The organism is Streptomyces sp. 2-1 (genome assembly GCF_048564895.1).
In the GTDB taxonomy this organism is placed as follows: domain Bacteria; phylum Actinomycetota; class Actinomycetes; order Streptomycetales; family Streptomycetaceae; genus Streptomyces; species Streptomyces phaeochromogenes.
Window position 1 is genome coordinate 9,471,325 of sequence record NZ_CP183383.1, and the last position, 19,552, is coordinate 9,490,876.

The following is a 19,552-nucleotide window of genomic DNA, read 5'->3' on the forward strand; positions in this document are numbered from 1 at the left end:
GCGGTCCGTACGGTTGGCGTCATGTCGGAGATCACGTACGTCCGGGGCGACGCCACCACCCCGCTGGGCAAGGGCGTCAAGCTGATCGCCCATGTCTGCAACGACATCGGGGGCTGGGGCAAGGGCTTCGTCCTCGCCCTGTCGAACCGCTGGCCGGAGCCGGAGGCGGCCTACCGCCGCTGGCACCGCGAGCGCGCGGGCAACGACTTCGCCCTGGGCGCGACCCAGTTCGTGAAGGTCGACCGATACATGTGGGTGGCCAACATGATCGGCCAGCGGGGCACCAAGACCGGCAGCAAGGGCGTCCCCGTCCGCTACGAGGCCATCGACGCGGCCCTCGCCCCACTGGCCGACAAGGCCCTCGAACTCGGCGCCTCCGTCCACATGCCCCGCATCGGCTGCGGACTGGCGGGCGGAAAGTGGTCACGAGTGGAGCCACTGATAACCGAGCGGCTCATAGGGAGGGGCATCAAGGTGACGGTGTACGACCACGGCGACTGAGCCCTGCTCGTCCACCCTGGCGAGCCCCGTAAGGGGCGCGGGGAACTGCGCGCCCAGCCCAAACCAACCCGCACCAATTGTCCGAGGCCAGCACACCCCGCCCCCCCCACAGCACCGGCACCCCTCCCCGCCCCCCCACAGCACCCGCACCCCTCCCCGCCCCCCCCCGCGGAGCGCTTGCGCTATCCCTCGTGAACGGAGTTCGTCGCCGCGATCTTCTTCCAAGACTTCGGCCGCACCAGATCCCCCTGACCCCGAGGCGCAATGGAAACAGCCCGCGCCGCCGGCGCCCCCGGCTTGGCCGCCTGATACAGCCACGTGTCGAACAGCGAGGCGAGCGGCTGCCCGGACACCTTCTCCGCGTACTTCACGAAGTCACCGACCGTCGCGTTCCCGTACGAGTACTGCTTCGGCCACCCCTTCAGAATGGCGAAGAACGCCTCGTCCCCGATCTCGTTGCGCAGCGCCTGCAACGCCAGCGCCCCACGGTCGTACACGGCGATGTGGAACTGGTTCTCCGGCCCGGGATCCCCGGGCTTGACGGTCCAGAACGGATCGTCGGCGGCCCGCGACGCGTACACGTAGTCCGCGATCTCCTGAGCCGTCCCCTCGCTCTCGTGCTCCGACCACAGCCACTGCGCGTACCGGGCGAAGCCCTCGTTGATCCAGATGTCCTTCCACCCGGTCACGGACACGGAGTCGCCGTACCACTGGTGGGCCAGTTCGTGCACGACCACGGACACGTTCGTCCCGCTCGCGAACTGCCGCGGGCTGTAGAACGGCCGGGTCTGAGTCTCCAACGCGTACCCGGTGTTGGTATTCGGCACGTACCCACCCAGCGCATTGAACGGATAGGGCCCGAAGTACTCGGACAGCCAGTCCGCGACCTCCCCGGTCCGCTCGATGCTCGCCCGCGCCGCCCCGTAGTTGTCGCCCAGATCCTTGCTGTAGGCGTTGACGATCGGGATGCCGCTCTCCGACGTGCCGGTCGTGAGGTCGAACTTCCCGACCGCCAGCGTGGCGAGATATGTGGCCTGCGGCTTGTTCGAGCGCCAGCTGTAGCGCGTCCAGCCGGCTCGTGAACTGACCGACTGGAGCGTGCCGTTGGAGATGGCCTGCGAACCGTCGGGCACGGCGACCGACACGTCGTACGTGGCCTTGTCCAGCGGGTGGTCGTTGCTGGGGAACCACCACCAGGCGGCCTCGGGCTCGTTCGCCCCGACCCCGCCGTCCGGGGTGCGGTGCCAACTGGTGAACCCGTACGCCTTCTTAGAGGACGGCACCCCGCTGTACCGCACCACGACGGTGACGGCCGTGCCCTTGGGCAGCGGGTTCTTCGGCGTGATCTCCAGCTCGTGCTCGCCCGAGGTGGAGAACGAGGCCTTCGTGCCGTTGACCCGCACCTCGCTCACATCGAGCAGGAAGTCCAGATTGAAGCGCGAGAGATCCTGTGTGGTCCTCGCCAGGAGGGTCGCGGTGCCCTCCAACTTGTCTGTCTCCGGCTGGTATTGGAGCCGGAGGTCGTAGTGGGAGACGTCGTATCCGCCGTTGCCGTAGGCCGGGTAGTAGGGGTCGCCGATGCCCGGCGCTCCAGGCGAGTAACTGGCCGCCGATGCCGGGATCGCCAGCAGCAGGGAGGCCGCGAGTGCGCCCGGGGCGATGAGTCTGCGGTGCACGTCAAGCTCCAAGTCGTAGGGGCACGAAGTCTGTTCGGAGCCTATTCAGTCCCTGTGGGCCCAGCCCTGTCCATGACCGCTCCTGTCACACGATCGCCATTCGGCCGACATGAGCGACCCCGTCCCACGCACCTTTCAAGCCACACCTCGGCCGAACCACCACCCACCCCAATCGGCCCCCTTTTGCACAGGAGTTGACCGGAGTACCTTCCGCGCATGCGGACACCTGCGCGCTACAAGCGCTTCACCAACTGGAGATCGCTCGCGACGGCGGCCACAGCCGCCCTGATGGCCACGCTCCTCACCCCGGCAGCCGCCCACAGCGCCCCGCGGGAGAGCGCCCCCGTCTACTCGTACGAGAACGCGATCCGCGAATCCGTCTGGGTGGACACCAAACTGGACGGCGACAGCGACGGGAAGACCGATCGCGTCGCCGTCGACATCGTCCGCCCGCGCGAACCCGCCCAGCAGGGCCGCAAGATCCCCGTGATCATGGATGCCAGCCCGTACTACTCCTGCTGCGGGCGCGGCAACGAGAGCCAGAAGAAGACGTACGACGCGAACGGCGACGTCGTCCAGATGCCGCTCTACTACGACAACTACTTCGTGCCGCGCGGCTACGCCTTCGTCGGCGTCGACCTCGCCGGGACCAACCGCTCCGACGGCTGCGTCGACGTCGGCGGACGCTCCGACGTCCAGTCCGCGAAGGCCGTCGTCGACTGGCTGAACGGTCGGGCCAAGGGCTACACCTCCCGCACGGGAACCACGAAGGCCAAGGCCGGCTGGACCAACGGCAGGACCGGCATGATCGGCAAGAGTTACGACGGCACGATCGCCAACGGCGTCGCCGCGACCGGAGTCGAGGGCCTGGAGACGATCGTCCCCATAGCCGCCATCTCCTCCTGGTACGACTACTACTTCGCCAAGGGCGCCCCCCTCTACGACTCGGGCCCCGAGTGGCTGTCCGACTACGTCGAGAGCCCCGACGCCCGCGCCAGGTGCGCCGCCGTCCAGCAGAAACTCGTCGACGAGGCCCCGCGCACCGGCGACTGGACCAAGCTGTGGACCGAGCGCGACTACGTGAAGGACGTCCGCAAGGTCGACGCCAGCGTCTTCGTCATCCACGGCATGCAGGACCTCAACGTCCGCCCGAAGCACTTCGGCCAGTGGTGGGACGGCCTCGCCGAGAACGGCGTCGACCGCAAGATCTGGCTGTCCCAGACCGGTCACGTCGACCCCTTCGACTTCCGCCGCGCCGAGTGGGCCGACACGCTGCACCGCTGGTTCGACCACGAACTCCTCGGCTACGACAACGGCATCGACGACGAGCCGATGGCCGACATCGAGCGCGCCCCCGACCAGTGGGTCACCTCGAACGTCTGGCCGCCGCGCGCCACCGACACCGTGAACCTGCGCCCGGGCAAGGGGGAACAGGCGGGCGTCGGTACCCTCTCACTGCGTACCGGATCGGGCACCGAGACCTTCACCGACGACCCGCAGCAGGACGAGACCGACTGGGCGGCCCAGATCGACCAGTCGACGTCCGCCAAGGCCGGCTTCACCACCAAGCCGCTCACCCGTGACGTCCGCCTGTCCGGCTCCTCCAAGGTGACCGTCACCGCCACCCCGACCACGTCGAGCGCCCATCTCTCCGCGGTCCTGGTCGACCTCGGCCCGGACACGATCCGCGACTACTCCGCCTCGGGCGAGGGCATCTCCACGCTCACCGACCGCACCTGCTGGGGCCCGAGCACCACCGGCGACAGCTCCTGCTTCAAGGAGACCCGGGCGAAGACCGCGGACGTCGACTACACGGTGTTCAGCCGCGGTTGGGCCGACCTCGGCAACCACGCCTCCGACGCCAAGGGCGAACCGCTCACCCCGGGCAAGCGCTACACCATCACCCTCGACCTGCACGCCAGCGACCACGTCGTCCCGGCAGGGCACCGCCTCGCGCTGATCGTCGCCGGTACCGACGAGGGCCTCATCGACCCGCCGTCGAGCACCCCGACCCTCGCGCTCGACCTCGCGCGCACAAAGGCCAGCGTGCCGCTCGTCGGAGGCGCCGCCGCCTTCGCCCGCGCCACCTCGGGATCCTCGTACGTCACTCCCGACGCCACGCTCGACGGCATAGGCGAGCCGCGCGCCACGCACCGCGTCCCCGGAGGCACCCACTGATGACATCCCGCGGCACAGGAATACTCGCCCTGACGGTGGCGGTGCTCACCGCACCCCTCCTGACGGTGCCCGCCCACGCGGCCCAGGCCCCGCCCCGTACCGGATTCGAGCAGACCGACGGCGCACGCTGGACCACCCAGCCCGAGGAGCAGGACTTCCTCGCCGCCGTCGACAGGTCGAGCAGCCGGGTGTCGATCAGCCGGATCGGCACGACGAAGCAGGACCGCCCGCTCCGGCTCGTACGCATCGGCAACAGCCACGCGGCCAACACCGTCCTGCTGGTGTGCAGCCAGCACGGTGACGAACCCTCCGGGCGCGAGGCCTGTCTCACGACCGTCCGCGACCTCGCCTACGCGAAGGACTCCGCCACACGGAAGTTCCTCGACCGCACCACGCTGCTCGTCGTGCCCACCGCCAACCCGGACGGCCGGGCCGCCGACACCCGCGGCAACAGCGACGGCATCGACATCAACCGCGACCACCTCGCGCTCCAGACGGCCGAGGGCCGTGCCATGGCGGCCGTCGTCCGCGACCGCAAGCCCGACGTGATCTACGACCTGCACGAGTACGGGGCCACACCCCCGTACTACGACAAGGACCTCTTCGACCTCTGGCCGCGCAACCTCAACACCGCCGCGGCCGTGCACGACGAGGGGCAGACCCTGTCGCAGTCGTACGTACGCCCCGCCGCCCAGGCGGAGGGCTACTCGACCGGCACGTACGGCATCTGGACCGACCCCGTGACCGGCGACCCGATCCGGCAGGTCGCGGGCGACGGACAGGAGCGGATTTTGCGGAACATGTCCGGCGTCAAACACGGCGTCGGGCTGCTCATCGAGAGCCGCGTCGACCCCCTCACGGACGCCGAGAAGGCCGACGAGGCGCTCAACAACCGGCGCCGCGTCCACTCCCAACTGGCCGCGCTGGACGGTCTGTTCGAGTTCACGGGCGAACGGCGTAACCGGGTCGAGGCGGCCACGACGGCGGCCCGGCTGGCCGGCTACCGGGACACCGGGCCGGTCTACGTCGGCGGCGCCGACAACGACCCGGCCGAGCCGTCCGAGATTATCGCGGACCCGCCGTGCGCGTACCGGCTGACAGCCGAGCAGTACGCGGACGTGCAGGACGAACTCGCCCTGCACGGGGTCACGACGCGGCGGGACGCCGAAGGCACCTACGTCCCGCTGCGTCAGTCCCTGCGCGCTCTCGTCCCGCTGCTCCTCGACGAGCGCGCTCCGTACCGCCTCACGGTCGGGGAGCCCGACACCGACTGCTGAGGCGGGTGAGATCTGTAGCACCTGTGGTAGGTCGTAGGGCATAGCGAGGAAATGGCTTACCCACGGTTTCCAGGGGAAGGTGCCGCAGATGACTGAAGACCTGAGTAAGAGGGGAGGCCGGGAAGGTCCCACGGACATTCCCGGCGGCCCCGGCCAGCACACAGACTGGGTGGTGTTCGGCGTCACCGCCGCCATCACCGTGGCCTTCGTGATCTGGGGATCGGTCGGCACCGACTCCCTGAAGAGCGCCTCCGACACGATGCTCAGCGGCCTGATCCACAACGGCGGCTGGGCCTTCATGCTGGCCGCGTCGGGCTTCGTGGTCTTCGCACTGTGGCTCGCGATCAGCCGGTACGGCAGGATCCACCTCGGCGCGGAGGGCGAGGAGCCCGAGTTCAAGACCGTGTCCTGGGTCGCGATGATGTTCAGCGCTGGTATGGGCATCGGCCTGATGTTCTACGGCGTGAGCGAACCGCTCTCCCACTACACGACCCCGCCACCGGGAACCGACCCCGCGGACTCCGCGGAACGCATGCAGACGGCGATGGCCACCACGCTCTTCCACTGGACGCTCCACCCCTGGGCGATCTACGCGGTGGTCGGCCTCGCCATCGCCTACAGCACCTTCCGCAAGCGCCGCCGCCAGACGATCAGCGCGGTCTTCACCCCGCTCATCGGGGAGAAGCACGCGAACGGCAGCGTCGGCCGGGCCATCGACGTCCTCGCGATCATCGCCACCGTCTTCGGTTCCGCGGCCTCCCTGGGTCTCGGCGCCCTCCAGATCGGCTCCGGGTTCACCGAGCTGGACTGGATGGACAAGGTGAGCGACAGCCTGCTCGTCGTGATCATCGCCGTCCTGACGGTGGCGTTCGTCGCCTCGGCCATCTCCGGCATCGAGAAGGGCATCCAGTGGCTGTCCAACATCAACATGGTGCTCGCCCTGGTGCTCGCGGTCTTCGTGTTCATCGCGGGCCCGACGGTGATCGTCCTCGACCTGCTCCCCACCTCGATCTTCTCCTACCTCGGTGACCTGCCGCAGCTGGCCGGCCGCACCGAGGCCAGCACCGGCGAGGGCGTCGCGGACTGGCTCGGCAGCTGGACCGTCTTCTACTGGGCGTGGTGGATCTCCTGGACGCCCTTCGTCGGCATGTTCATCGCGCGCATCAGCCGTGGCCGCACCATCCGGCAGTTCGTCGGCGGCGTCATCCTCGTGCCCAGCACCGTCAGTCTCGTCTGGTTCGCGATCTTCGGCGGTACGGCGATGAAGCTGAAGGAGGGCGGCGCGCTCGGCGGCGAGTCGACCCCCGAGGGCCAGCTCTTCGGCGTCCTTCAGGAGTTCCCCATCGCGACCGCGACCAGCCTGCTCGTGATGATCCTCGTCGGCATCTTCTTCGTCTCCGGCGCCGACGCCGCGTCCATCGTGATGGGCACGCTCTCCCAGAAGGGCGCCCTCGAACCCGGCCGCTTCGTCGTGGTGTTCTGGGGCGTGGTCACCGGCGCCGTCGCCGCGATCATGCTGCTCGTCGGCACCGAGGGCAACGCGCTCACCGGCCTGCAGAACCTCACGATCCTGGCCGCCGCGCCCTTCGTCCTCGTGATGATCGGCATGTGCATCGCCCTCATGCGCGACCTGCGCCGGGACCCCGTCATCGTGCGCCACGAAATGGGCTCCGAGGCCGTCTCGCTCGCCGTGATCGAGGGCCACAAGAAGTACGACGGCGAATTCGAGATCAGGGTAGGCCCAGGAGCCGGCACAGAAACGGAGGGCGACCCCTTGGGCCACGACCACGGCTGAGCGCGGGTTTCGGCTGCAGACTGGGCGGGGCCGGGGCTTTGGCTTTTGTCTTTGAGGGGCGCGGGGAACCGCGCACCCAGCGACAACCGACCCGCACCCAACAAACGGCCTTCACCACGGGGCGCCCTGCGTTCACCACAGGGCGCCCCGTGGTGAACGCAGGGCGCCCCGCGAGGGACCGCTCAGCCGAAGGCAAGCCCCGCAGCCACCCGCGCACACCCCCAAGCCACCGTCACCCCCGCCCCACCATGCCCATAGTTGTGCACCAACACCCCACCCCCACCTCGAACCTCCCGCTCAAGCCGCACAACACCCCGCACAGGCCGCAACCCGACCCGATGCCCCAGGACCCGCGCCCGCGCCACCGCGGGCGCAAACCGCGCACACCGCTCCACGATCCGCGCGGCCACCGCCGGATCAGGCGTCAGCGACCACTGGTCCTCCTCGGTCGTCCCACCCAGCACCAACCGGTCGGGCTGCGGAAACAGATAGGTGGTCGTCCCGTCGACGGCATCCGTCGAGACGAGCCAGCTACGCACACCGGGGTTCTCCACGATCACCAACTGCCCCCGCACCGGCCGAACCGCAGGATCCGCCACGAGCTCCCGGGCACCCAACCCCGTGCAGTTGACGACCACCGGCGCCGCCGCCTCCGCCTCGGCGAGGTCGGTGACGGCACGCACCTCGACCGTCCCGCCCGCCCGCAGGAACCGCTCGCGCAGCCACCGCAGCTGCACCGGCATGTCGATCAACGGCAGCCGGGCCCACAGCCCGGTCCCCGCGTACTCCTCGGGCGTCGACGCCCGAAGCCCCGGCAGCCGAGCGGCGGCCCACGGCCCGTGCTCGTCCAGCCGCGACTCACCCAGTACGCCCTCGACCATGCGTACGCCCGTCTCCTCGGGCCGCGCCGCCAACTCCTCGTACACGGAAAGTGACTCCAGGGCCCACGCGCGGGCGAGTTCAAGGGGTTCGACGCTGTACGGCCACCACAGCGCGCCCGCAACCGCCGAGGTGGTTCCCTCGGCGGGCTCCCGCGTCCAGACCCGCACCCGCCTGCCGCTCTCGGCCAGAACGACGGCTGTCGTCAGCCCTATGACCCCGCTGCCGACCACGATCACGTCACCGCTTCGATCCCTCGTCACGCGGGGACGGTAGCGGAATGTGTCATGCCGTGCTCAGACAGCGCTCACTCTGGGGATACTCACAGCATGTCTGCCGAGTACGCGACCTTCGGCCTGGCACCGGCGATGCGTGCCGGTGGAGTCCTTGCCAACGGTGACTACCAAGCGCACCGGGATTTCCTCGACTTCATCGTCGACGGACGCCCGCTGCTGTATCAGCTCTCCGACCTCGACGCCGTGTCCCCCCTCGCCTCCGACGTACCGCCCGCGATCTTCACCGCACAGGTACGCAGTCTCCTGCTGGAAGCCGACGCCCCGCTGGAGGGCGGCCGGTACGTCATCTACGGCTGCCCCGAGTGCGAGGACCTCGGGTGCGGCGCCGTGACCGCCGCGATCGAACGGCACGGCGACGACTACGTATGGCGCGACTTCGCCTGGCAGACCGACGAGCACGCGGATCTGGAGCGGAACGGCTATCACGGCATCGGCCCGTTCCTCTTCCACGGCGAGGAGTACCGCGCCGCCCTGGGCTCGCTGCTCACCGGCACCGCGGGCGAGCGCCGCAGGGTCCTGCTCATCGGCGCCCGGGCAGCCGTCCTGGCCAAACTCGCCGCCGCCCTGCGCATCATCGGCATCGGCGCCGAGACCGCCCAGGACGCCACCGACATCTCCGCCGACGAACTGCGCACGTACGGGGCCGTCGCCTTCGGCCGCGCGGTCACCGAGCAGGAACGTGCCGCCGTACGGCAGTCCTTCGACCACGCGGGCGCCGAGGTCGCGTACGTCGAGGGCCTCGCCCCGATCGTCCCGCTCCTGGTCGCCCAGATAGAGAATGCCCTGGACCGCAGCCCCCAGGAACAGCGCCGGCTGACCCGGCTGGTCGCCGCCGACGGCGAGGCGGGCGTCGAGGTCACCTCCACCTGCCGGGTCCAGCTGACGGCGTACCGCCTCGACCGCCTCTATCGCACGCACATGTACGAGGTCTTCGACGGCGTCCTGGAAGCGGGCCGCCACCGGCTCGCCCTGGACGCCAAGGCCACGAAGGGAGAGTCGTTCATCGTGGCGCGCACATCGGGAGGCGTGCTGGTGGAGGCGATGGTGCGCTGAGGTCCCCGGGCGCGCCGGGATCCTCCGACGGCCGTGCGCAGGGAGCCCGACATCGGTGCGCCGGGAGCCCCCCGACATCGGCGCGAGGGCGCCCGCGATGTCCCCGCGCCGGGACCGGGGCGACGGCGGTACCGGCGCCGGGGCGCCGGCGTGCGCGAAAACCGAGGGCGGGCGTGCGTGGCCGGGCGATTAGGATCGCCCTCTGATGACTGCCACCCTCGTCGCCAAGAACCTCGCCGCCGGCCACGGCGACCGCTCGCTCTTCTCCGGGCTCGACCTCGTCGTCGCGCCCGGAGACGTGATCGGTCTCGTCGGTGCCAACGGAGCGGGCAAGTCCACCCTGCTGCGGATGCTCGCCGGGCTGCTCACACCCGAGGAGGGCGAGCTGCGGCTCTCCCCGCCGGCCGCGACCGTCGGCCATCTTCCGCAGGAGCCGGAGCGCAGGACCGGCGAGACCGTCCGGGACTTCCTGGCGCGCCGCACGGGCGTCACCGAGGCCCAGCGACTGATGGACGAGGCCACGCAGGCGCTCGTCGACGGGGCACCGGGCTCGGACGACGCGTACTCGACCAGTCTGGAGCGCTGGCTCGACCTCGGCGGCGCCGACCTCGACGAGCGGGCCGAGGAGGTCGCCGACTCGCTCGGCCTCGCCGTCGGCCTGGACCACCCGATGACCGCCCTCTCCGGCGGCCAGGCGGCCCGCGCCGGACTCGCCTCCCTCCTCCTGTCCCGCTACGACGTGTTCCTGCTCGACGAGCCGACCAACGACCTCGACCTGGACGGCCTGGAACGCCTCGAACGCTTCGTCTCCGGCCTGCGCGCGGGCACCGTCGTCGTCAGCCACGACCGCGAGTTCCTCACCCGCACGGTCACCAAGGTCCTCGAACTCGACCTCGTCCAGCAGCAGATCAAGCTGTACGGCGGCGGCTACGAGGCCTATCTGGAGGAGCGGGACGTCGCCCGCCGGCACGCCCGCGACGACTTCGAGGAGTACGCCGACAAGCGGACCGCGCTCGAAGGGCGGGCCCAGATGCAGCGTTCCTGGATGGACAAGGGCGTCAAGAACGCCCGGCGCAAGGCGAACAACGACAACGACAAGATCGGCCGCAAGTTCCGCAGCGAGGCCAGCGAGAAGCAGGCCGCGAAGGCCCGGCAGACCCAGCGCATGATCGAGCGGCTCGATGTGGTGGAGGAGCCGCGCAAGGAGTGGGAACTGCGGATGGAGATCGCGGCCGCCCCGCGGTCCGGCGCCGTGGTCGCCACCCTGCGGGACGCGGAGGTCCGGCGGGGCGACTTCAACTTCGGCCCGGCCACGCTCCAGATCGACTGGGCGGACCGGGTCGCCGTCACCGGCGCGAACGGCGCGGGCAAGTCGACCCTGCTAGGAGCGCTGCTCGGCCGGGTGCCTCTGGACTCGGGTCACGCCACCCTCGGCTCGGGCGTGATCGTCGGTGAGGTCGACCAGGCCCGCAAGCTGTTCCACGGCCCGGAAGCCCTGATCGACGCGTTCTCCGCGGCCGTCCCCGAGACCGAGCCCGCCGAACTCCGTACCCTGCTGGCCAAGTTCGGCCTCAAGGCGGAGCACGTCCTGCGCCCGGCCGCCACGCTCTCCCCGGGCGAGCGCACCCGCTCCGCCCTCGCCCTTCTCCAGGGCCGAGGCGTCAACCTCCTCGTCCTCGACGAGCCGACGAACCACCTCGACCTGCCGGCCATCGAGCAGTTGGAGTCGGCCCTCGACTCGTACGAGGGCACGCTCCTCCTGGTCACCCATGACCGCCGCATGCTGGACGCGGTCCACACGACCCGCCGCCTGGAGGTGGCGGCGGGCAAGGTGACGGAGCGCTAGAGCGCCCCCGAAGGGGCGCCCCTTCAGGGGCGCGGGGCCGTATCGCTTTGCGGCTCCGCCACGTGGGCGGCGTGGGCGGCGTGTGCCAGCCACGATCCACCCGCAGTCCGGCCACGCGCCCCCAGCGATCAGCGCTTGCCCTTCTTCGGGTCGGCAAGCCCCGCGCGCCGCAGCGCGTCAGCCATCGCGCTGTTGGCGGGCGGAGGCGCCTGACGGGAACCCCCGCCCCCGCCACCACCGGAACGGCCGCCACCCTGGCGCTGCTGCCCCCGCTGCTGAGGAGGCCGCCCACCCCGCTGAGGCCGGTCCTGCCGCCCCTCGCCGGAGGCCACCGCCTCGTCGTCCAGCCGCAGGGTCAGCGAGATCCGCTTGCGCGGGATGTCGACCTCAAGGACCTTCACCTTGACGATGTCACCGGACTTCACCACGTCCCGCGGGTCCTTGACGAACGTCTTGGACATCGCGGAGACGTGCACCAGACCGTCCTGGTGGACGCCGATGTCCACGAAGGCACCGAAGGCGGCCACGTTCGTCACGACACCTTCGAGGACCATCCCGGGGGCCAGGTCGGAGATCTTCTCCACGCCGTCCTTGAAGGTGGCCGTCTTGAAGGCGGGCCGAGGGTCGCGCCCCGGCTTCTCCAGCTCCTTCAGGATGTCGGTCACGGTCGGCAGACCGAAGGTCTCGTCCACGAAGTCGTCCGGCCGCAGCGACCGCAGCACACTCGTGTTCCCGACCAGCGAGGCGACCTCGCTGCCCGCCGTCTTCACCATCCGCCGCACCACGGGGTAGGCCTCGGGGTGCACGCTGGACGCGTCCAGCGGGTCGTCACCGCCGCGGATCCGCAGGAAGCCCGCGCACTGCTCGTACGCCTTGGGGCCGAGCCGTGCCACGCTCTTCAGCGCCGTACGCGAGGTGAAGGGGCCGTTCGTGTCGCGGTGCGCCACGATGTTCTCGGCGAGTCCGGAGGTGATGCCGGAGACCCGGGAGAGCAGCGGGGCCGAGGCCGTGTTCACGTCCACACCCACGCCGTTCACACAGTCCTCCACGACCGCGTCGAGGGAGCGGGACAGCTTCACCTCGGACAGGTCGTGCTGGTACTGGCCGACACCGATCGACTTCGGGTCGATCTTCACCAGCTCGGCGAGCGGGTCCTGGAGGCGGCGGGCGATGGAGACGGCGCCGCGCAGCGACACGTCCATGCCGGGCAGCTCCGCCGAGGCGAACGCCGATGCCGAGTACACGGACGCGCCCGCCTCGGACACCATCACCTTCGTGAGGTTCAACTCCGGGTGCTTGGCGATGAGTTCACCGGCGAGCTTGTCCGTCTCGCGGGACGCCGTGCCGTTGCCGATGGAGATCAGCTCGACCGAGTGCTCCTTGGAGAGGCGGGCGAGCTTGGCGATGGCCTCGTCCCACTTGTTCGCCGGGACGTGCGGGTAGATGACGTCCGTGGCGACGACCTTGCCGGTCGCGTCGACCACGGCCACCTTCACACCCGTACGGAAACCCGGGTCGAGGCCCAGCGTCGATCGCGTGCCCGCAGGGGCGGCGAGCAGCAGGTCGCGGAGGTTCGCCGCGAAGACGTTGACCGCCTCGTCCTCGGCGGCCGTGCGCAGCCGCATCCGCATGTCGATGCCGAGGTGCACGAGCAGCCGGGTGCGCCAGGCCCAACGGACCGTGTCCGTCAGCCACTTGTCGGCGGGACGGCCACGCTCGGCGATCCCGAAACGGTGGGCGACGATCCCCTCGTACGAGGACGGGCCGGGCTGTTCGGAGGGCTCCTCGGGCTCCAGGACGAGGTCCAGGGCCTCCTCCTTCTCGCCGCGCAGCATGGCGAGGATCCGGTGCGAGGGCAGGTCGGTGAAGGGCTCGGCGAAGTCGAAGTAGTCGGCGAACTTGGCGCCCGCCTCCTCCTTGCCGTCCTTCACCTTGGCGGCCAGCCGGCCCCGCACCCACATGCGCTCGCGCAGCTCGCCGATCAGGTCGGCGTCCTCCGAGAACCGCTCGGTGAGGATCGCGCGGGCGCCGTCCAGGGCGGCCTGCGGGTCGGCGACGCCCTTGTCGGCGTCCACGAAGGCCGTGGCCGCGGCGATCGGGTCGACGGACGGGTCGCCGAGCAGCCCCTCGGCCAGCGGCTCCAGGCCCGCCTCACGGGCGATCTGCGCCTTCGTGCGCCGCTTCGGCTTGAACGGCAGGTAGATGTCCTCCAGCCGCGCCTTGGTCTCGGCGCCGCGGATCTGCGCCTCCAGCTCGTCGGTGAGCTTGCCCTGCTCGCGCACCGAGTCGAGGATCGCCGTGCGCCGCTCCTCCAGCTCCCGCAGATAGCGCAGCCGCTCCTCGAGCGTGCGCAGCTGCGCGTCGTCGAGCATCTCGGTCGCTTCCTTGCGGTAGCGGGCGATGAAGGGCACCGTCGATCCGCCGTCGAGCAAGTCGACGGCGGCCTTGACCTGCCGCTCCCGTACGCCGAGTTCCTCGGCGATCCTGCCTTCGATGGACCCTACGAGGGGTGTCGTCACGATCCCGTACCGCCTTCTTGACTGAGGTTGCGCGGCAATTGTGGCAGGTGACACCGACAACGGGGGATCAGGGCGGCGAACAGGGTCTCGACGCGGCGGACATGCCGGGAGCCGGACACGCCCATGGCGTCTCCGGCTCCGATGGCAGTCGGTGGTCAGGCCCTGCGACCCCGCCCGCCGCGCGTCGACTGGGAGGCGCCGCCGAACAGCCGGGCCAGGGCCCGGAACGGCAGCGTCACAACCGTGGCGATGGCCCCACCGATCTGCCGCAGCACGTCTGCGATGGCACGGAACACGTCTTTCCCCTTTCGTCTCCCGGCCGGCACGGCCGGAGGACGAACGAGTACCTCGCACAGGGAATCCGAATCATGGCCGGTCGAGCGCCACCCGCAGGCCACTCGCACGCCACCCGCGAGCCACGCGCGCGTGCCCGACGACGGGCCCCTCTGCCGCGGCCCCGCCGGGCCCCTCCGTCGTGGTCCCGCCGCACTCAGTTCTTGCCGATCATGCCCTCCGGGAACGCCCCCGCGGCCATCGCCGCCATGAGCAGCCCCGTGGCCAGCTCGGTGAGGCGTTCGACGCCCGGGGCGCCCAGATGCTCGTACGGAGCCGCGTCGAGGCGGTCCGTCCGCGACTCGATCTCCTTGCGCAGGGCGACGCCCACATCCGTCAACTCGCCCTCGGCGTTCAGCAGTCCGCGCTCCTTGAGCCGGTCCACCGCCGCGTCCCAGTCCTCGCGGGCCCAGCCGCGCGTGCCGAGGACCCACCTCGGGGCCATCCCCTTGCCGGTCGCGGTGTGGCTCACCAGCGCCTCCAGGGGGTCGAGTTCCGCGTCGAGCAGCGCCGCGAGATGCCCGTCGCCGCGGTGTTCGCGGAGCAGCGTGGCCGCGTGCCACAGCGCGAGGTGCGGCTCGCCGGGGACCGGCAGATCGGCGTGCGCGGCGTACAGCGGGCGGGCGGTACGGGTGCACGCCTCGGCCGCGCGCAGCGCGAGCTCCGCCGCCTCGGCGACCTCCTTGGACGCGAGCATCTCGTCCCCGAGCAGCCGGCGCAGCGTCGCGTCCACGGCACGCGCGCGTGCCGCGAGCACCACCTCCGGAGAGGCGGTCCGCCACACCTCGGGCACATGCAGCGCCACCAGGTCGTGGCGGAAGTTGTAGAACGTCGCCGTCACCGTGCCCGCGCCCACCGGCCCCATGGCCGCGGCACGCACCGCGAAGTACGCGGCCCTGGGGTCCGTGACACCGACCCCGGCCAGCTGCTCCGCGAGATCGGGCGAGAAGTAGTGGGTCGAGTGCAGGGGATTGAGGACGTTGTGACATCGGCGTCCGGCACGCTCCGGCAGGGCTGTGGTCATGCCTCGCACGTTACCGACTGGTTGGTACGTGCGGAATGGTGGGGCGACGATCGGGTCGGTCGTCCGGCCCTCCACCTGTGCCCCGATGGCAGGAAAGGTGGGATGTTCGTCATTGCGGCCATCCCGCCGCCCGCGAAGAATCGACCTCATGGCGTACCGAACCGTCCTCGTCGTCCTCTTCGACGGCGTCCAGAGCCTGGACGTCACGGGCCCCGTCGAGGTCTTCACCGGCGCGGACACCTACGCCGGCGAGCCAGGAGAGACGTACCGCATCCGGACCGCCTCCCTGGACGGAGCTCCCGTACGCACCTCGAGCGGCCTGACCCTCGTCCCGGACCACGCCCTGGCCGGGGCCCCGGCGCCGCACACCCTGCTCGTCCCGGGAGGCAGGGGCACGCGCGGTCCCGATCCGCGCGTGATCGACTGGTTGCGCGAGCACGGCCCGCGCGCCGACCGCCTGGTCTCCGTCTGCACCGGCGCCATCCTGCTCGCGGAGGCGGGCCTCCTGGACGGCCGCCGCGTGACCACCCACTGGGCGTACTGCGACCGGCTCGCCCGCGACCACCCGGCCATCGAGGTCGATCCGGACCCCATCTACGTACGCGACGGCCATGTGGCCACCTCGGCCGGTGTCACCGCCGGGATCGACCTCGCCCTCGCGCTGGTCGAGGAGGACCTCGGCCGGGACGCCGCGCTCAGCGTCGCCCGGCACCTCGTCGTCTTCCTCCGGCGCCCGGGGAACCAGGCCCAGTTCAGCGCCCAGCTCTCCGCGCAGACGGCCCGCCGCGAACCCCTCCGCGAAGTCCAGCACTGGATCACCGAGCACCCCGGCGACGACCTGTGCGTCGAGTCGCTCGCGGCCCGCGCCCGCCTGTCGCCCCGCCACTTCGCCCGCGCCTTCCAGTCCGAGACGGGCATGACCCCGGGCCGCTACGTCGACACCGTCCGCCTCGAACACGCCCGCCGCCTGCTGGAGGACACCACGGACGGCATCGAACAGATCGCCCGGGCGAGCGGCTACGGCACCCCGGAGGCGATGCGCCGGGCCTTCATCAGGACCTTGGGCGCACCTCCGGCGGAGTACCGCCGCCGTTTCCACACGACACGGACCTCGTGATCAGGCGCCGGCCCACGACGGCCCCGCCCCTCAACGGAAAGGCTCGCCATGCAGATCGCCATCGTCCTCTTCGACCGCTTCACAGCCCTGGACGCAGTAGGCCCCTACGAAACCCTGGGCCGCCTCCCAGGCTCGGAAACGGTCTTCGTCGCCGAGCAATCGGGCCCCGTCCGCACGGACACCGGCAACCTGGCCATCACCGCCGACAAAACCCTCGCCGAGGTCTCGACGCCGGACATCGTCGTGGTCCCCGGCGGCCCCGGCCAGACCCCGCAGATGGACAACGAGGTGCTCCTCGACTGGCTGCGCGCGGCGGACGCCACGAGCACCTGGACGACTTCCGTGTGCACCGGTTCACTGCTGCTCGCGGCGGCCGGGCTCCTGGAGGGCCGGCGCGCGACCTCCCACTGGCTGGCCCTCGACCACCTGAAGAACTTCGGCGCCGAGCCGACCGGGGAGCGGGTCGTCACCGACGGCAAGTACGTTACGGCGGCCGGCGTCTCGTCCGGCATCGACATGGGACTCACGCTGCTCGGCAGGATCGCGGGCGACGAACAGGCCCAGGCGGTACAGCTGTTGACGGAGTACGACCCGCAGCCGCCCTACGACGCGGGCTCACCGCAGAAGGCCCCGGCCCACCTCGTCGAGCGGTTCCGTTCGGACAGCCGCTTCAACGTGACGTAGACGTAGACGTAGACGTGGGCTCGGACGCGGGCGCGGGCGTGGTCCAGGTGAAGTCGGGCCGGCGGCGCTCCAGGAAGGCGGCGACCCCCTCCGCGGTGTCGCCGCCGTCGCGCGCCTGCCGCGCCCAGTAGTCGTCCCGGTCCGTACGCCCGTCGGCGAACTCCTTCGCTGCGGCCTGCGTGAGCTGCGAACGCGAGACGAGGATCCGGCTGAACTCCGCGACCCGCTTGTCGAGTTCGCCGCCCGGCAGCACCTCGTCCACCAGACCGGTGCGCAGCGCACGCTCGGCGTCGATCAACTCACCCGAGAACAGCAGGTACTTGGCGGTGGCGGGCCCCACGAGGGACACCAACCGCCGGGTGGAGGAGGCCGCGTAGACGATCCCCAGCTTCGCCGGAGTGATCCCGAACGACGCCTCCTCGTCCGCGAACCGCAGATCGCACGCAGCCGCGAGCTGACACCCACCGCCCACGCAGTAGCCGCGTACGGCGGCGAGCGTCGGCTTGGCGAACGCGGCGAGCGCCTCTTCGGCCCGTACGGCCAATCCCTGCGCCTCGCCCGACGAACTCCGCAGCGAGGAGATGTCGGCCCCGGCACAGAACGTCCCGCCCTCACCGGTCAGCACGAGCACGCGTACGGCGGGGTCGGCGGCCAGGGTGTCGAGCAGCGGCGGCAGCGCCCGCCACATGTCCGCCGTCATGGCGTTGCGCTTCGCCGGGTGGTGGATGACGACGGTGGCGACCCCGTCGGCGACGCTGTGCAGCAGCTGCGGCTCCATACGCGGGATGCTATCCGCCCTCGTCGAACGCACGATCAAGCGGACCTCGGGCTCGTGACGACCGGTACGGCGGGCGGCGCGTCGCGATGTGGTCCCGGAGCTAACCCGTACAACCCGAAGAGTTCCGGATTCGGCACAAGACGGACAGGACCGGTCCCACAGGTGACGGTGTCACGCATCGGTGATCAGAAATCGCCGATACTCGCTGACTTCTGTTCAGTTATCCGGTACGGACCAGCGCGTTACCAACACTCGACGTGTGGTGACAATCGAGCGCAAGGGCGGCGACCGGACGATGGACGACCAGGGGCGGGGGTCCGGCCCACGCCCTGAAGGCGGCGGGGAGTTGCCTCCCGACGTCAGACCGCCGGGCCCGCTGCCGTACGAGGGGGTCTGGCGCTTCACCGCTCCGGCCGTCGACGCCTCGGTACCGCAGGCGCGGCACGCCGTCCGTGACCTGCTGGCCCGCCAGGGCGTACCCGTCTCGGACGAGCTGATCCAGGGGCTCCTGCTGATCGTCTCGGAGCTGGTCACCAACGCGGTCCGGCACGCGGCACTGCTCTCCCCGGTGCTCGCCGTGGAGATCGCCGTCGGCGCCGAGTGGGTGCGCGTCTCGGTCGAGGACAACCACCCCTACCGCCCGACCGCCCTGGAGGCCGACCACGGCCAGACCGGCGGCCGGGGCCTCCTCCTGGTCCGCGAGGTCACAAGGGAGGCGGGAGGCGTCTGCGACGTGGAACACACGGCGACGGGGGGCAAGGTGATCTGGTCGGCGCTCCCACTCACACCTGTACGAGCCATGTGAGAGGGCACGGGGGACGGCCTGCCGCGCCCCTCTTTAGGGGCGCGGGGCTGTGTCATCCTGCGGTTCCGCCGCCTGGGCGCAACCAGCCACACGGCCCCGCAGCCACTTCAGATACGGACGGTCACCAACCCGCCGCGGCCCCGGTCAACTCCCGAATCGCCGGCCGGGCCGAATCCAGCACGGTCATGAACCACGCGGAGAACGGATCCGCCGCATGCCGCTCCACGAGCTCCCCCGCGGTCACGAACGCCGTGGACCCCACCTCCTCCGGATCCGGCCGCACGACGGACTGCACCATCCCCACGAACAGGTGATTGAACTCCTGCTCGACCAGCCCCGACTTCGGATCGGGGTGGTTGTACCGCACGGTTCCCGCCTCGGCGAGCAGCGACGGCGAGACCCCAAGCTCCTCGTACGTCCGCCGCGCGGCTGCCGCGAAGGGCGCCTCGCCGGGGTACGGGTGACCGCAGCACGTGTTGGACCAGACACCGGGGGAGTGGTACTTGCCGAGAGCCCGCTGCTGGAGCAGCAGCCGCCCCCGCTCGTCGAAGAGGAACACGGAGAACGCCCGGTGCAGCTGCCCGGGCGGCTGATGGGCCGTGAGCTTCTCCGCCGTGCCGATCGTGGTGCCGTCCTCGTCTACCAGTTCGAGCAAGATGGCTTCGGCGGTGCCGTTCGACGAACTGTGCGTCGCGGTGGCAGGTGTGATCGGCATACCCATCCTTCGCATCGGTCTTCAAGCCCCAAGTCTGCCGTACGAAACCGGCACTCCCGGCATCACGCGGAGTCCC

The 19,552-nt window shown here is 70.7% G+C and carries 16 protein-coding genes; 9 read left to right on the forward strand and 7 right to left on the reverse strand.

Translation table 11 applies throughout. From position 1 onward, the window contains the following. The first annotated feature begins 21 nt into the window (after positions 1-21). On the forward strand, positions 22-501 hold the full coding sequence (locus ACN20J_RS41525) for a macro domain-containing protein (protein WP_419667961.1): 480 nt from the start codon (positions 22-24) through the stop codon (positions 499-501). A gap of 182 nt (positions 502-683) precedes the next feature. On the opposite strand, the gene ACN20J_RS41530 is transcribed toward ACN20J_RS41525, so the two are convergent. Next, positions 684-2,177 carry a M1 family metallopeptidase gene (locus tag ACN20J_RS41530; RefSeq protein ID WP_419667962.1) on the reverse strand — a complete coding sequence of 498 codons (1,494 nt, stop codon included), beginning with the start codon at positions 2,175-2,177 and terminating at the stop codon, positions 684-686. Positions 2,178-2,393: 216 nt separating this feature from the next. Here ACN20J_RS41530 and ACN20J_RS41535 point away from each other — a divergent pair, with 216 nt between their 5' ends. From ACN20J_RS41535 to ACN20J_RS41545, 3 genes are all read left to right on the forward strand, one after another. After that, a complete protein-coding gene (locus ACN20J_RS41535) occupies positions 2,394-4,355 on the forward strand; it encodes a Xaa-Pro dipeptidyl-peptidase (RefSeq protein WP_419667963.1) in 1,962 nt (653 codons plus the stop codon). Then, on the forward strand, positions 4,355-5,632 hold the full coding sequence (locus ACN20J_RS41540; protein WP_419667964.1) for a M14 family metallopeptidase: 1,278 nt from the start codon (positions 4,355-4,357) through the stop codon (positions 5,630-5,632). The genes ACN20J_RS41535 and ACN20J_RS41540 overlap by 1 nt, the downstream gene beginning before the upstream one ends. 88 nt (positions 5,633-5,720) lie before the next feature. Next, entirely contained in the window at positions 5,721-7,427 is a 1,707-nt protein-coding gene (locus tag ACN20J_RS41545; protein WP_361999291.1) for a BCCT family transporter, read from the forward strand. A 182-nt stretch (positions 7,428-7,609) separates the two neighbouring features. Here ACN20J_RS41545 and ACN20J_RS41550 read toward each other — a convergent pair whose 3' ends face one another. Next, entirely contained in the window at positions 7,610-8,569 is a 960-nt protein-coding gene (locus tag ACN20J_RS41550) for an FAD-dependent oxidoreductase (RefSeq protein WP_419667965.1), read from the reverse strand. A 66-nt stretch (positions 8,570-8,635) separates the two neighbouring features. Between ACN20J_RS41550 and ACN20J_RS41555 the strand changes: the two genes are divergently transcribed. Further along, entirely contained in the window at positions 8,636-9,655 is a 1,020-nt protein-coding gene (locus tag ACN20J_RS41555; protein ID WP_189839556.1) for an oxidoreductase, read from the forward strand. Between the two features lie 205 nt (positions 9,656-9,860). Further along, complete coding sequence (locus tag ACN20J_RS41560; protein ID WP_190227406.1) at positions 9,861-11,501, forward strand: ABC-F family ATP-binding cassette domain-containing protein; 1,641 nt, start codon at positions 9,861-9,863, stop codon at positions 11,499-11,501. A gap of 128 nt (positions 11,502-11,629) precedes the next feature. Here ACN20J_RS41560 and ACN20J_RS41565 read toward each other — a convergent pair whose 3' ends face one another. The 3 genes from ACN20J_RS41565 to ACN20J_RS41575 form a co-directional block, all read right to left on the reverse strand. After that, complete coding sequence (locus tag ACN20J_RS41565) at positions 11,630-14,020, reverse strand: Tex family protein (protein ID WP_419667966.1); 2,391 nt, start codon at positions 14,018-14,020, stop codon at positions 11,630-11,632. A 155-nt stretch (positions 14,021-14,175) separates the two neighbouring features. After that, positions 14,176-14,316: an LPFR motif small protein gene (locus ACN20J_RS41570; RefSeq protein WP_189839553.1), complete on the reverse strand. Its 141-nt coding sequence runs from the start codon at positions 14,314-14,316 to the stop codon at positions 14,176-14,178. A gap of 194 nt (positions 14,317-14,510) precedes the next feature. Then, positions 14,511-15,377 (reverse strand): SCO6745 family protein, encoded by an 867-nt coding sequence (locus ACN20J_RS41575; protein WP_419667967.1) that lies wholly within the window; start codon positions 15,375-15,377, stop codon positions 14,511-14,513. A gap of 148 nt (positions 15,378-15,525) precedes the next feature. On the opposite strand from ACN20J_RS41575, the gene ACN20J_RS41580 reads away from it, so the two are divergent. Next, entirely contained in the window at positions 15,526-16,494 is a 969-nt protein-coding gene (locus ACN20J_RS41580) for a GlxA family transcriptional regulator (protein ID WP_361921249.1), read from the forward strand. 48 nt (positions 16,495-16,542) lie between these two features. Next, on the forward strand, positions 16,543-17,178 hold the full coding sequence (locus ACN20J_RS41585; RefSeq protein WP_419667968.1) for a DJ-1/PfpI family protein: 636 nt from the start codon (positions 16,543-16,545) through the stop codon (positions 17,176-17,178). On the opposite strand, the gene ACN20J_RS41590 is transcribed toward ACN20J_RS41585, so the two are convergent. Continuing rightward, on the reverse strand, positions 17,165-17,956 hold the full coding sequence (locus ACN20J_RS41590) for an enoyl-CoA hydratase/isomerase family protein (protein WP_419667969.1): 792 nt from the start codon (positions 17,954-17,956) through the stop codon (positions 17,165-17,167). The genes ACN20J_RS41585 and ACN20J_RS41590 overlap by 14 nt on opposite strands. A 295-nt stretch (positions 17,957-18,251) precedes the next feature. Here ACN20J_RS41590 and ACN20J_RS41595 point away from each other — a divergent pair, with 295 nt between their 5' ends. Continuing rightward, a complete protein-coding gene (locus ACN20J_RS41595) occupies positions 18,252-18,761 on the forward strand; it encodes an ATP-binding protein (protein ID WP_189839756.1) in 510 nt (169 codons plus the stop codon). A 121-nt stretch (positions 18,762-18,882) separates the two neighbouring features. Here ACN20J_RS41595 and idi read toward each other — a convergent pair whose 3' ends face one another. Continuing rightward, entirely contained in the window at positions 18,883-19,476 is a 594-nt protein-coding gene (gene idi / locus ACN20J_RS41600) for an isopentenyl-diphosphate Delta-isomerase (protein ID WP_189839548.1), read from the reverse strand. Positions 19,477-19,552: the final 76 nt, after the last annotated feature.

Excerpts from the sequence above, each read along its gene's own strand:
- ACN20J_RS41525 (WP_419667961.1), top strand. The coding sequence starts at position 22 with ATGTCGGAGATCACGTACGTCCGGGGCGACGCCACCACCCCGCTGGGC.
- ACN20J_RS41535 (WP_419667963.1), top strand. The coding sequence starts at position 2,394 with ATGCGGACACCTGCGCGCTACAAGCGCTTCACCAACTGGAGATCGCTC.
- ACN20J_RS41540 (WP_419667964.1), top strand. The coding sequence starts at position 4,355 with ATGACATCCCGCGGCACAGGAATACTCGCCCTGACGGTGGCGGTGCTC.
- ACN20J_RS41545 (WP_361999291.1), top strand. The coding sequence starts at position 5,721 with ATGACTGAAGACCTGAGTAAGAGGGGAGGCCGGGAAGGTCCCACGGAC.
- ACN20J_RS41555 (WP_189839556.1), top strand. The coding sequence starts at position 8,636 with ATGTCTGCCGAGTACGCGACCTTCGGCCTGGCACCGGCGATGCGTGCC.
- ACN20J_RS41560 (WP_190227406.1), top strand. The coding sequence starts at position 9,861 with ATGACTGCCACCCTCGTCGCCAAGAACCTCGCCGCCGGCCACGGCGAC.
- ACN20J_RS41575 (WP_419667967.1), bottom strand. The coding sequence starts at position 15,377 with ATGACCACAGCCCTGCCGGAGCGTGCCGGACGCCGATGTCACAACGTC.
- ACN20J_RS41580 (WP_361921249.1), top strand. The coding sequence starts at position 15,526 with ATGGCGTACCGAACCGTCCTCGTCGTCCTCTTCGACGGCGTCCAGAGC.
- ACN20J_RS41585 (WP_419667968.1), top strand. The coding sequence starts at position 16,543 with ATGCAGATCGCCATCGTCCTCTTCGACCGCTTCACAGCCCTGGACGCA.
- ACN20J_RS41590 (WP_419667969.1), bottom strand. The coding sequence starts at position 17,956 with ATGGAGCCGCAGCTGCTGCACAGCGTCGCCGACGGGGTCGCCACCGTC.
- ACN20J_RS41595 (WP_189839756.1), top strand. The coding sequence starts at position 18,252 with ATGGACGACCAGGGGCGGGGGTCCGGCCCACGCCCTGAAGGCGGCGGG.
- idi (WP_189839548.1), bottom strand. The coding sequence starts at position 19,476 with ATGCCGATCACACCTGCCACCGCGACGCACAGTTCGTCGAACGGCACC.